Source organism: Planobispora longispora (assembly GCF_016863135.1).
In the GTDB taxonomy this organism is placed as follows: Bacteria; Actinomycetota; Actinomycetes; order Streptosporangiales; family Streptosporangiaceae; genus Planobispora; species Planobispora longispora.
Genome location: NZ_BOOH01000027.1, coordinates 1 through 12,338, shown reverse-complemented (window position 1 = coordinate 12,338; position 12,338 = coordinate 1). Strand labels below are relative to the sequence as shown.

General features: G+C 71.9%; 9 protein-coding genes. 4 read left to right on the top strand and 5 right to left on the bottom strand.

Annotated features, from left to right (window positions below):
• Positions 1-26: 26 nt before the first annotated feature.
• The 4 genes from eno to mfd all read right to left on the bottom strand — a co-directional run bounded on the left by eno (position 27) and on the right by mfd (position 6,636).
• Positions 27-1,304 (bottom strand): phosphopyruvate hydratase, encoded by a 1,278-nt coding sequence (eno, locus tag Plo01_RS18200; protein WP_203891819.1) that lies wholly within the window; start codon positions 1,302-1,304, stop codon positions 27-29.
• Between the two features lie 57 nt (positions 1,305-1,361).
• On the bottom strand, positions 1,362-2,339 hold the full coding sequence (locus Plo01_RS18195) for a nucleoside triphosphate pyrophosphohydrolase (protein WP_203891818.1): 978 nt from the start codon (positions 2,337-2,339) through the stop codon (positions 1,362-1,364).
• Between the two features lie 126 nt (positions 2,340-2,465).
• Positions 2,466-3,074, bottom strand: a complete 609-nt coding sequence (locus Plo01_RS18190; protein WP_203891817.1) for a SurA N-terminal domain-containing protein — start codon at positions 3,072-3,074, stop codon at positions 2,466-2,468.
• Positions 3,075-3,102: 28 nt separating this feature from the next.
• A complete protein-coding gene (gene mfd / locus Plo01_RS18185; protein ID WP_203891816.1) occupies positions 3,103-6,636 on the bottom strand; it encodes a transcription-repair coupling factor in 3,534 nt (1,177 codons plus the stop codon).
• A gap of 155 nt (positions 6,637-6,791) precedes the next feature.
• On the opposite strand from mfd, the gene Plo01_RS18180 reads away from it, so the two are divergent.
• The 3 genes from Plo01_RS18180 (at position 6,792) to Plo01_RS18170 (ending at position 9,813) form a co-directional block, all read left to right on the top strand.
• Entirely contained in the window at positions 6,792-7,511 is a 720-nt protein-coding gene (locus tag Plo01_RS18180) for a class I SAM-dependent methyltransferase (RefSeq protein ID WP_203891815.1), read from the top strand.
• Positions 7,512-7,589: 78 nt separating this feature from the next.
• Positions 7,590-8,819 (top strand): adenylyl-sulfate kinase, encoded by a 1,230-nt coding sequence (gene cysC, locus Plo01_RS18175; protein WP_203891814.1) that lies wholly within the window; start codon positions 7,590-7,592, stop codon positions 8,817-8,819.
• Positions 8,820-8,859: 40 nt separating this feature from the next.
• The gene (locus Plo01_RS18170; protein ID WP_203891813.1) at positions 8,860-9,813 is read left to right on the top strand and encodes a sulfite exporter TauE/SafE family protein; all 954 of its coding nucleotides are present in this window, start codon (positions 8,860-8,862) and stop codon (positions 9,811-9,813) included.
• Here the strand turns inward: Plo01_RS18170 and Plo01_RS18165 are convergent.
• Positions 9,697-10,740, bottom strand: coding sequence for a glycoside hydrolase family 26 protein (locus Plo01_RS18165; protein ID WP_203891812.1), 1,044 nt, complete (start codon positions 10,738-10,740; stop codon positions 9,697-9,699). The two genes, Plo01_RS18170 and Plo01_RS18165, sit on opposite strands and share 117 nt — an antisense overlap.
• A gap of 365 nt (positions 10,741-11,105) precedes the next feature.
• On the opposite strand from Plo01_RS18165, the gene Plo01_RS18160 reads away from it, so the two are divergent.
• A partial coding sequence (locus Plo01_RS18160; protein ID WP_239316590.1) for a Wzz/FepE/Etk N-terminal domain-containing protein occupies positions 11,106-12,338 on the top strand: 1,233 nt, incomplete at its 3' end.

The window sequence follows — 12,338 nt, the reverse complement described above, 5'->3', positions numbered from 1 at the left end:
GGCGGGCGCACGCCGTACCCGCGAAACTACCGCTGGAAGCGCGGGAACGCGGAGCGGCCGGCGTAACGGGCGGCGTCGTCGAGGAGCTCCTCGATGCGCAGCAGCTGGTTGTACTTGGCCACGCGGTCGGAGCGGGCCGGGGCGCCGGTCTTGATCTGACCGCAGTTCACGGCCACCGCCAGGTCGGCGATCGTGGTGTCCTCGGTCTCGCCGGAGCGGTGGCTCATCATGCAGCGGTAGCCGCTGCGGTGGGCCAGGTCGACGGCGTCGAGGGTCTCGGTCAGGGTGCCGATCTGGTTGACCTTGACCAGCAGCGCGTTGGCGGTGCCCTCGGCGATGCCGCGGGCCAGCCGCTCGGGGTTGGTCACGAACAGGTCGTCGCCGACCAGCTGGACCTTGTCGCCCAGGGCCCGGGTGATGGCGTTCCAGCCCTCCCAGTCGTCCTCGTTCAGCGGGTCCTCGATGGAGACCAGCGGGTAGTTCGCGACCAGGTCCTCGTAGAAGGCGATCAGCTCGGCGGCGGACAGGCCCTTGCCGTCGATCGTGTAGACGCCGTCCTTGTGGAACTCGGAGGCGGCCACGTCGAGGGCGAGCGCGACGTCCTCGCCCGGCGTGTAGCCGGCCTTCTCGATGGCCACGAGGATCAGGTCCAACGCGTCGCGGTTGGACGGCAGGTTCGGCGCGAAGCCGCCCTCGTCGCCCAGGCCGGTGGCGTAGCCCTTCTCCTTCAGCACGGCCTTGAGCGCGTGGTAGACCTCGGTCCCCATGCGCACGGCCTCGCGGAACGACTCGGCGCCGATCGGCGCGATCATGAACTCCTGGATGTCCACGTTCGTGTCGGCGTGCGCGCCGCCGTTGAGGATGTTCATCATCGGCACCGGCAGCACGTGCGCGTTCGGCCCGCCGAGGTAGCGGAAGAGCGGCAGCCCGGCGCTCTCGGCGGCGGCCTTGGCCACGGCCAGGGAGACGCCGAGGATGGCGTTGGCGCCCAGGCGCGCCTTGTTCGGCGTGCCGTCCAGGTCGATCATGACCTGGTCGATGCTGCGCTGCTCCTCGGCGTCGAAGCCGATGATCTCGTCGGCGATCTCGTCGGTAACGCCGAGGACGGCCTTCTCGACGCCCTTGCCGGCGTACCGCTCGTCGCCGTCGCGCAGCTCGACGGCCTCGAACTGGCCGGTGGAGGCCCCGCTCGGCACCGCCGCGCGGCCCTCGCTGCCGTCGTCCAGAAGGATGTCGACCTCGACCGTCGGGTTGCCCCGGGAGTCAAGGATCTCGCGGGCGTGTACGCCCTCGATGGAAGCCACGAAGCGCTCCTAAAGTCGCAGGACAGTTTGCCGTAAAACCCTATCGAGACCTACTTCTCAGTACGGCTGTGCCCCGGCCCCGGCGTTTCCCGGCGCCTGGGCGCGGATCCGGTCGCGGTAGGCGCGGGCCGCGGCGCGCAGCTCCGCCTCCGGGTCGAGGCCCTCGGCGTGCGCCTGCCGTACCAGCTCGAACAGCCGCCCGCCCAGTCCCTCGGCGGGCGGCTCCGCCGTGACGCCCGCCCGCTCGGCGCGGCGCAGGAGCTGGGCGGCCAGGGAGAGGGCGGGCTGCCCCATCGGCACGCCGTCCACGACGGAGCCCGCGTCGCCGCCGTTCTTGGCTGCGCGCTCGGCGGCCTTGATCGTCTCCCAGTTGTCGCTGACCTCCTCGGCGCCGTCCACCTTCACCGCGGCGAACACGTGCGGGTGGCGGCGGACCAGCTTGTCGACGATGCCGGCGGCCACGTCGTCGATGTCGAAGGCGCTCACGGCGTCGTCCCGGGCGCGGTCCTGGGCGACGCGGGCGTGGAAGGCCACCTGCAGCGCCAGGTCGCCCAGCTCCTCGCGGAGCGCGCCGTAGTCGCCCTCCTCGATGGTCTCCAGGACCTCGTACGCCTCCTCGATGAGGTACGGCGCCAGCGACTCGTGCGTCTGTTCGGCGTCCCACGGGCAGGACGTCCGCAGCCGGTCCATCACCGCGACGAGGTCGAGCAGCCGCGCCCCCGGCAGGTCGTAGGAGCCGGGCACGACCTCGATCACCGGCGGGTCGTCGAGGGCCACCGCGGCGTGGCCGATCGCGCGCATCAGGGCCTCGTCGGCGTCCAGCCACACCGCCGTCCCGGCCTGGGCCTGCCGGACCAGCGCGGCCGGATCGGAGGCCACGACCTCGACGTCGATCCCCGCCTCGGCGAGGTAGGGCAGGTGCGGGTGGTCCGGCACGGCGGTGCGCACCGGCCCCTCGGACAGGGCCTGCCAGGCACGGTGGCTGAGCAGCCCCGGGGCGACCCGGGGCGAGGTGGTGACGACGATCAGCGGCATGGTCCGAGGCTACCGGGAGGCGGACCGCCGCTCCCGGTCTCCGGCCCCGGACCGGGCCGCTGTTCTCAATACGGTCACCGCGACGCCTCGGGCGGCACGGTCACCGCGACGCCTCGGGCGGCGTGGTTACTGCGACGCCTCCGGCAGCGCGCCGAAGCGGCTGCTCTCGACGAGGCCGCCCTGCGGGCCGGGCTCGCCGTAGCGGGGGTTGCGGGTGACCGGGACGACCTTGACCGCCTCCTCGGCCAGCTTCTGGCTCGCCGCCTGCTGGGACGCCTCGTCCTGGCCGGCGCCGAACTTGCTCATCAGCTTCTGGTGGATGACGTTGGCGCGGACGAACGCGTTCAGCTCCGACGGGGGCACGGTGGCCGTCAGCGCGAGCTGGTCCAGCGTCATGCCCTGCTGCTGCTGGAGGGCCTGCCCGATGAGCGCCTCGATCTCCGACGGAGCCGCCGTGACGCCGTTGCGCGCGCCGAGCTGGTCCAGCTGGCTGATGAAGACCTTGTTCTCCAGGATCACCTGGGGGATCGACCCCTGCAGCTGCAGCTGCTGCGCGGAGAGGCCGGCCTTGGCCATGGCCGCCTGGTACTCCTCGGCGTCCGCGCTCAGCTCGCTGACGCTGATGCGCTGGTCGCCGACGATGGCGGCGGCACCGGCCTGCGACGGAGAGCAGGCGGTCAGCGCGGCACCCGCGGCCACGACCGCCAGGATGACGCGCACTCGAGTCGACTTCACTTGCGATCCCTTCACGACAGAGGCCGTCTTACTTTACCGGCATGTTCTCCAGGAACATCGCCTCGACGAGATCACCGCACCATTTGAGCAGGTCGAGGTCGCGCAGCGGCTGTCCGCCGAGCGGCTTCGTCTTGGGCACGGGCACCAGGAGGACGTCGGTGGCCTGCTTGAGCAGCGACTTCGGGTAGAGCCGCTGGAGCCTGACCTGCTGGGAGTCCTTCAGGGCCACCGGGGCGAACTTGAGGTGCTGGCCCTGCAGGGTGATGTCGGTGAGCCCCGCCTTGCGCGCCCTGATCCGGAAGCGGGCCACGGCCAGCAGGTTCTCCACCTGCTGGGGCGGCCGGCCGTACCGGTCGGTGAGCTCGTCGCGCACGGCGGCGATGTCGTCGTCGGTGCAGATGGCCGCGATGCGCTTGTAGGCCTCCAGGCGGAGCCGCTCGGAGGTCACGTAGTCGTGCGGGATGTGCGCGTTGACCGGCAGCTCGACCTTGACGTCGGGCCGCTCGTCCTGCGCGGCGGCCCCGGTCAGCTTGGCCTTCTGCTCCTGTACGGCCTCCGACATCATCCGCACGTACAGATCGAAGCCGACCCCCGCGATGAAGCCGGACTGCTCGGCGCCCAGGATGTTGCCCGCGCCGCGGATCTCCAGGTCCTTCATCGCGACGTACATGCCCGCGCCCATCTCGGTGTGCTGGGAGATGGTGGCCAGGCGCTCGTGGGCGGTCTCGGTGAGCGGCTTCTCCGGCGGGTACAGGAAGTAGGCGTAGCCGCGTTCGCGGCCCCGGCCGACGCGCCCGCGCAGCTGGTGGAGCTGGGACAGGCCGTAGTTGTCGGCCCGGTCCACGATGAGCGTGTTGGCGTTGGGGACGTCGAGGCCGGACTCGACGATCGTGGTGGAGACGAGCACGTCGAAGTCGCGCTCCCAGAACCCCACCATGATCTTCTCGAGCTGCTGCTCGTTCATCTGGCCGTGGGCGACGGCGACCCGCGCCTCGGGGACCAGCTCGCGCAGGCGGGCGGCGACCTTGTTGATGCTGGCGACCCGGTTGTGCACGAAGAAGATCTGGCCGTCGCGCATCAGCTCGCGCCGGACGGCGGCGGCGATCTGCTTCTCGTCGTACGGCCCGACGAAGGTGAGGATCGGGTGGCGCTCCTCCGGCGGGGTGAGGATCGTGGACATCTCGCGGATGCCGGTCAGGCCCATCTCCAGCGTGCGCGGGATCGGCGTGGCGGACATGGCCAGCACGTCGACCTGGGTGCGCAGGTGCTTCATGGCCTCCTTGTGCTCGACGCCGAAGCGCTGCTCCTCGTCGATGATGATCAGGCCGAGGTTCTTGAACCGGACCTCCGAGGAGAGCAGCCGGTGGGTGCCGATCACCACGTCCACCGTGCCGTCGCGCATGCCCTCCATCGTCGCCTTGACCTCGGCGTCGGTCTGGAAGCGCGACATGGGCCGCACGTTCAGCGGGAAGCCGGAGAAGCGCTCGGTGAAGGTGGACAGGTGCTGCTGGACCAGCAGCGTGGTGGGGACCAGCACCGCCACCTGCTTGCCGTCCTGCACGGCCTTGAAGGCGGCGCGCACCGCGATCTCGGTCTTGCCGTAGCCGACGTCGCCGCAGATCAGCCGGTCCATCGGGATCGGGCGCTCCATGTCGCGCTTGACCTCGTCGATGGCCTCCAGCTGGTCGCCCGTCTCGGCGTAGGGGAAGGCGTCCTCCATCTCCCGCTGCCAGGGCGTGTCGGGCCCGAAGGCGTGTCCCGGCGAGGCCATCCGCGCGCTGTAGAGCCGGATGAGCTCACCGGCGATCTCCTTGACCGCCTTGCGCGCCTTGGTCTTGGCCTTGGCCCAGTCGGCGCCGCCCATCCGGTTGAGGGTGGGCGACTCTCCGCCGACGTAGCGGGTGACCTCGTCGAGCTGGTCGGTCGGCACGTAGAGCCGGTCGCCCTTGGCGTACTCGATCACGAGGTACTCACGGGTCGCGCCCTGCACGGTCCGCTGCACCATCTCGATGTAGCGGCCCACGCCGTGCTGCTCGTGCACCACGTGGTCGCCGACCTTGAGCTGGAGCGGGTCCACCATGTTGCGGCGGCGGCTGGGCAGCCGGCGCATGTCCTTGGTGGAGGCCTTCTGACCGACCAGGTCCAGGTGGGTCAGGACGGCCAGGGACGGGCTGACGAAGCCGTGCTCGACCAGGCCGGTGGTGACGTGCACGACCTTCGGGTCGGGCGCCGTGTCGAGGCCCGCCGTGAGGCGCGCGGGCAGGTCGACGCCCTTGAGCAGCTCGACCATGCGCTCGGCCGGGCCGTGGCCCTCGCTGAGCAGCGCGACGACCTTCCCCCCGGTCAGCCAGTCCTTGATGTCGCCCAGGGCCCGCTGGGTGTCGCCGCGGTAGGCCTCGGCCTCCTGGGCGTCCAGGATCAGCGCGTCGCCCAGGTCGTCCCCGCCGAACGGGGCGATCGACCACCACGGCTGCCCGAGCTCCCGCGCGTGGTCGCGCACCTCCTCCAGCGACCGGAAGGCCGCGGCCCCCAGGTCGATCGGGGCCTCGCCGCCGGCGGCGGCGTTGATCCAGGAGGCCTCCAGGAACTCCTGGCTGGTGCGCACGAGCTCGTCGGCCCGGCTCCGGATGCGCTCGGGGTCGCAGACGAACACCGCCGCCCGCGGGGGCAGGTGGTCGAGCAGCAGGTCCATCTCCCCGGCGAGGACCGGCGCGAAGGCCTCCATGCCCTCCACCGGCACGCCCTCGACCAGCTGGTCGAGGATCTCGGCGAGCGCGGGGTGCTCGGCGGCCAGGGCCGCGGCGTTGTCCCGGACGTCCTTGGTCAGCAGCAGCTCGCGGCAGGGGGCGGCGAACAGGCCGTCCTCGGCGACCTCCAGCGAGCGCTGGTCGGCCACCTTGAACCAGCGGATCTCCTCGACCGTGTCGCCCCAGAACTCCAGCCGGAGCGGGTGCTCCTCGGTCGGCGGGAAGACGTCGAGGAGCCCGCCCCGGACGGCCACCTCGCCGCGCTTCTCGACCATGTCCACGCGGTGGTATCCGTTCTCCACCAGCAGGTGGACCACGGCGTCCAGGTCGGCGTCGTCGCCCGCGCGCAGCCGTACCGGGGCCAGGTCGCCCAGGCCCCGCACGATCGGCTGGAGCACGGCGCGGACCGGGGCCACGACGACCCGCAGCGGTCCGGCCGCCGCGTCGCCCTCCACCGGGTGCGCCAGGCGGCGCAGTACGGCCAGGCGCTGGCCGACGGTGTCGCTGCGCGGCGACAGGCGCTCGTGCGGCAGGGTCTCCCAGGCCGGGAAGACGGCGACCGCGTTCTCCCCGAGCAGGCTGGACAGGGCCGCCGCCAGGTCCTCCGCCTCGCGCCCGGTGGCGGTCACCGCGAGCACGGCCCGCCCGCGGGCGTCGGCGCCTCCGTCCCTGGCCAGCGCGGCCACCGCGAACGGGCGCAGCGCGGGCGGCGCCACGAGGGAGACACCGGTGAGGTCTCCCACGCGCACGTCCGCGAGAGCGGAGGCCAGCTTCGGCTCGCCCACGACGAGGTCAAGCAATCCGGAAAGGCTCATCAGATCCGCCCTTAGGCCCCACGACGGCAACACAAGTGGCCCCCGGCCGACGGGGCACGGGGGTTGTCGCCTCAAGGGTACTTCGCCCGCTCCCCGGATCCGGAGCCAGAAGGGAGAGGTGACCTATTGTGATATCTCGACTACTATAGGTGAGTATGACTGAAGTGCGACTGCCCATCACGCAGAGCGACCTGTTCAACCAGCGGATCAAGGAGCAGCGGGCCGAGGCGGGCGATCGGCGGCTCGACATCCTGGTCGCCGGGTGCGCGACGCCCAGCCTCATCAGCCTGAGACGGGAGGACGCCCGCGTCATCGGGATCGACGAGGACCTCCCCGCGGTCCGGGCGAGCATGCCGGGACGCACGGACCTCCACTCCTGGGCCCTGGGCGACCTGCGGACGGTGCCGGTGCCGCCGCGGGCCTTCGACGTCGTCTACATCTCGTTCCTGCTGGAGCGGGTCCGCCATCCCGAGATCGTGCTCGACCGGCTCCTGGCCGGGCTGCGGCCCGGGGGGCTCGCACTGCTGCGGATGCGCGACCGCTCCTCGGCCTACGGGGTGTGCCAGCGGATGACCCCCTCGCTGGTGCGCCGGCTGTTCTGGCGCCACCTCGTCCCGGCGGGCACGGTCGGGCCGCTGCCCGTGGTGTACCACCGGACCGTCACCCGGGAGGGCCTGCACGCGTTCTGCCTGACCCGGGGCCTGATGGTCGGCGACGAGCTGCTGGACGCCAGCGGGCCGGCGACGACCAGGGCCCTGGGCCGCCTGGCGTGCTCGGCCGTGGAGAACGCCTCCAGCGGCCGGTTCCCCGCCGCGCACGACGAGATCGCCATGGTCATCCGCAAGCCGCACAACCATTTCGCGCGACTTGTCTGACGCCTCGCGTTTGGTGTGGCACAACTGGTGTCGCTAGAGTGTCGATATCCGACTAAGTCGATCGGAAATGTGGAACAGATGACGGCCCCCCTGGAGTGGACCCCCGACGCCCGCGAGCTCGCCGACCTCGAGCTGCTGCTCTCCGGCGCCTACCAGCCCCTGACGGGCTTCATGAGCGCGGCGGACGCGCACGCGGTCGAGGAGCACGGCACGCTGGCCGACGGCACCTCCTGGCCCGCTCCCGTCACGCTCGCGCTGCCCGAGGAGCACCCGGCCGCCCCCGGCGACCGGGTCACGCTCCGCGACCCCGAGGGCGCCCCGCTGGCCGTCCTGACCGTCACCGACCGCTCCGGCGGACTCGCCGCCGGGCCGGTGGAGGCCCTGGGCGCCGCCGAGCACGGGCCGTTCGCCCGGCTCCGCCGTACCCCCGCGGAGGTCCGCGAGGCCCTGGCCGGCCGCGAGGCCCTGGCCGTCACCATGCGCGGCCCGCTGGACGACCTGGAGGAGATCACGGCGACCGCCGAGGAGCTGGAGGCCGTGGTCCTGCTGCTCCCGCTGGCCTTCGGGGAGGGCGGGCCCGCCGTGGTCCGCGCCGCGCTGAAGGCCCGCGAGAAGCTCGGCGGGGACACCCTCCTGGCCGCGGTGCCACTCGCCCCGCGCGACGACCACGCCGTCGACCTGGAGCTGCGCGACCGCGTGGCCGAGGCGTACGGCGCCGCCGAGCACCTGCCCGGCCCCGAGCCCGTCACCCTCCCCGGCCCGCCGCACCGGCGCGGCCTGGTCGCCTTCTTCACCGGCCTGTCCGGCTCCGGCAAGTCCACCGTCGCCCGGGGCCTGCGGGACGCGCTGCTGGAGCGCGGCAGCCGCACGGTCACCTACCTGGACGGCGACGTGGTCCGTCACCTGCTCTCGGCGGGGCTGGGCTTCTCCCGCGAGGACCGCGACCTCAACATCCGGCGGATCGGCTTCGTCGCCGCCGAGGCCGCCCGGCACGGCGGGCTGGCCGTCTGCGCGCCGATCGCGCCGTTCGCCGCCACCCGGGCGGAGGTCCGGGCGATGGTCGAGGCCGTGGGCGCCGACTTCCTGCTGGTCCACGTGGCCACCCCGCTGGCCGAGTGCGAGCGCCGCGACCGCAAGGGGCTCTACGCCAAGGCGCGCGCCGGACTGATCCCCGAGTTCACGGGCATCTCCTCTCCCTACGAGGAGCCCGAGGACGCCGACATCGTCATCGACACCACGGGCATCTCCGTCGAGGAGGCCGTGGACTCGGTCCTGAACCCGCTGATCCAAGGAGGCTGGGTACGGTGAGAAACGACTCCCCCCGTGAGCCGGGATCGGTGATCGGTTGATGGACCTCGATCTCCCCCTGATCGCCGGATCGTTCTTCGTCGCGATCATCGTCGGGCTGACCGGCATGGGCGGCGGCGCGCTGATGACGCCGATGATGATGCTGTTCTTCAACGTGCCGCCGCTCGCGGCGGTCTCCAGCGACCTGGTCGCCTCGGCCGTGATGAAGCCGGTCGGCGGGGCCGTGCACATGCGCCGCGGGACGGTCAACCTGCGGCTGGTCGGCTGGCTGTGCGCGGGCTCGGTGCCGGCGGCGTTCTGCGGGGTCCTGCTGATCCGGGCGTTCGGCGAGGGGGAGCAGGTCCAGCAGGCGGTCAAGTACGCCCTCGGCGTGGCCCTGCTGCTGGCCGTGGCGGGCATGGTCGCCAAGGCCTACCTCGCCCGGCACGAAGGGCCCTCCTCGGCGGACATCGAGGAGATCGTCGTCCGCCCGATTCCGACCCTACTGGTCGGTATAGTCGGAGGCGTCGTCGTGGGCGTCTCCTCCGTGGGGTCGGGCTCCTTGATCATCGTGGCGCTGCTCGCGCTCTACCCCATGCTGAAGGCCAACCAGCTGGTCGGCACCGACCTGGTCCAGGCGGTCCCGCTGGTCACCTCGGCGGCCATCGGGCACCTGTTCTTCGGCGACTTCCAGCTGGACGTCACCGCCTCCCTGCTCGTCGGCTCGATCCCCGGCGTCTACCTCGGCGCGCGGATCTCCTCCCGGGCGCGCGGCGGGGTCATCCGCGCGCTGCTCACGGTGGTCCTGCTGGCCTCGGCGCTCAAGCTCCTCGGCGTGGGCAACACGGCCACGCTGTGGATCCTGGGCGGCGCGGTCCTGGCCGGGGCGATCGCCTGGTCACTTGTCAGGAACCGGGGTCGAGCTCAGGTAGGGGTCGCGGGCGAGGACGGCGAAAGCCTGACGTCCGCCGGGAGTGGAGTCGAAGCGGGTGTCCCCCCGCGGGGCACGCGGTGAGTCGAAGTAGACCAGCGCCTTGAGCTGCGGGTAGCGCCGCATCTCCTGGCGGACCGAGGCGAAGAACGACTCCTTGAACCGCGGCTGCCCGGGCCGCTCGAAGACCCCCCACTCGGCAAGCATGATCGGCTTGCCGGGGAAGCGCCACTGCATCCAGCGGTAGAAGCCGGGCCACCGGGCGAAGTCGTCGCGTGTCTTGTTGATCAGCCCGTCGAAGGTCTGGACCCGGTCGTCGGCGTAGGGGTCCATGGCCACCCAGTCGACCACGTCGTCACCCGGGTAGAGCTGCTCGAACCAGGGTTCGGCCGCCCAGTTGGGCGCGCCCATGTAGGTCATCACGGCGACGGCGTTCTTCACGCCCTTCTCCCGCAGCCGGAGGATGACGTGGCGGTACATCGCCGCGTAGTCCCGGGCGGTCATCCCCGACCCGGCGGCGGCCCGCACGTCGTCCTCCGGCTCGTGGTGCACGGTCAGGAAGAACCTCTCGGGGAAGGTCCGGGTGATGTGCCGGGCCAGCCGGTCGATCCTGCGGTCCACCGCGCCCCGGGCGACCTCCGCCCAGGTGTGGTCGAGGGACGGCTTCCAGTTGATCAGCAGGAGCCTGCGCCCGGCGGGATCGCGGGCGATCGACCGCTCCTCCCCGGTCGGGAAGAGCTCGGATCCCCGGTGGTAGACGTGCATGATGTCGGCCGTACGGCCCATGCGCCGCTCGGCCCGGCGCAGCGCCTGCGCCGGGCGCCTGCCCGTGAAGATCTCCGGCGCCATCCCCCACCACGCCCCGCACGAGGGGATCAGCTTGGCGCTGACCTCGCAGCCCGGCATCGGCGAGCGCGGCCCCTGGGCGAGGAGCCCGCCGTCCCGCCCGTGGCCTTCCCGCGCCGTCTCGGCGACACCGGACGCCTGATTGCACGCGCTCAGTCCGAGCATCAGCGCGACAGCGGCTCCGGCGATTGTTTTCGCGGTAAAAGCTGGCCTTAAATCGTCATTTGTCCGATACAACGGTTCCTCACAGACGATTCGCTCGCACGTTTCCCCACTTTCGGCGGACACACCCTCCCACCCCGGTGACATGGCATGTCGCATACTTTGCCGCTCCATGCAGGACCACCGGGATGGCGGCGGGGAAATATCGGATAAACATGCGTTATCTTACTGTGATCGTCGATGATTCCGTGACGAAATCTTGCATATTCAATCGAGAAAACGGCGACCCCACCTATAGTTCGTGAGGTCCGTTTCCCGGATCTCCGACTCATTCCGTCAAGACGCCAGCCGAGAGGGCCCACCACGCCATGAGCCTGTCGCCGGACACCGCCGTCCGCCGCTCCGGCGGAGACCTCGCGGACTACGCGGCCCTGCTCGGCCGCCACTGGCCGATCCTGCTGCTCTGCCTCCTGGCGGGGACCGGCGGAGGTCTCCTCCTGCTGCGCTCCACCCCGCCCTCCTACACCGCCTCCGCCCACGTCCTGGTGACCGCGACGGGCGTGCAGGAGCCGACCAACCAGGTCACCGGCCGGCAGCGGGAGGCGCTCAACCTCGACACCGAGGCGCAGATCGCCCAGTCGGCCGTGGTCGCCAAGAAGGCCCGGGAGGCGTTCAAGGGCGACCTCGCCCCCGTCGACGTCTCCGTGCCGCCCAACACCTCGGTCCTGGAGATCTCCTACACCGCCGCCGACCCCGACAGCGCCGCCGCCGGGGCCGGCGCGTACGCCCAGGCCTACCTCGCCCACCGCGACGAGGCCGCCGCCAAGGCGCTGGCCGTCCAGCTCGAGACGCTCCTGGACAAGCTCAAGCAGGTCAACTCGGGCCTGGCCAAGGTCGTGGCCGCGCTGCCCGGGCTGGAGAAGGGCAGCGCCGAACGCACCATCGCACTGCAGCGGCGCAGCGTGCTCAGCCGCCAGGTCTACAACCTCACCGTCAAATACGACAGCCTCAAAACCGTCGCCGTCACCCCCGGCTCGGTGATCAGCGAGGCGGTCGCCCCGGCCGAGCCCAGCGCGCCCCGGCCGCCCCTGTACCTCGGCAGCGGGCTCATGCTCGGCCTGCTCACCGGGGTCGGCCTCGCCTGGCTCCGCGACCGCCTCGGCAGGCGGTGCCGTACGGCCTCCGACGTCACCCGCCTCACCGGGCTCGACGTCGTCACCGGCGAACGGGTCCGCGACCTGGCGGGCGCCGGGGGCGCGGTGGTGCTGGTCCCCCTGCCCGGCGCCTCGCCCCGGGAGGTGGCGCGGGCCGTGCGGCAGCTGCGCCGGGACAGCGTGCCGGTGATCGGCGCGATCGTGACCGCCCGTGACACCGACCCCGGCGAGAACGACCTCCCGGGGCCGGACACCGATCCCGGCATGGAACCGGTGCGGGAGATCGGGCCCGGCGTGAAGCTCGCATGGGGGGACAGGACCAGCGCGAGCCCGCGGAGCGGGTCCGCGCCGGCCACCTCGGCCGAGGCACGGATCACCCCGATCACCTCGGCCGAGGCACGGATCACCCCGATCACCTCGGCCGACGCACGGATCACCCCGATCACC

Excerpts from the sequence above, each read along its gene's own strand:
- Plo01_RS18195 (WP_203891818.1), bottom strand. The coding sequence starts at position 2,339 with ATGCCGCTGATCGTCGTCACCACCTCGCCCCGGGTCGCCCCGGGGCTG.
- mfd (WP_203891816.1), bottom strand. The coding sequence starts at position 6,636 with ATGAGCCTTTCCGGATTGCTTGACCTCGTCGTGGGCGAGCCGAAGCTG.
- Plo01_RS18180 (WP_203891815.1), top strand. The coding sequence starts at position 6,792 with ATGACTGAAGTGCGACTGCCCATCACGCAGAGCGACCTGTTCAACCAG.
- cysC (WP_203891814.1), top strand. The coding sequence starts at position 7,590 with ATGACGGCCCCCCTGGAGTGGACCCCCGACGCCCGCGAGCTCGCCGAC.
- Plo01_RS18170 (WP_203891813.1), top strand. The coding sequence starts at position 8,860 with ATGGACCTCGATCTCCCCCTGATCGCCGGATCGTTCTTCGTCGCGATC.
- Plo01_RS18165 (WP_203891812.1), bottom strand. The coding sequence starts at position 10,740 with ATGCTCGGACTGAGCGCGTGCAATCAGGCGTCCGGTGTCGCCGAGACG.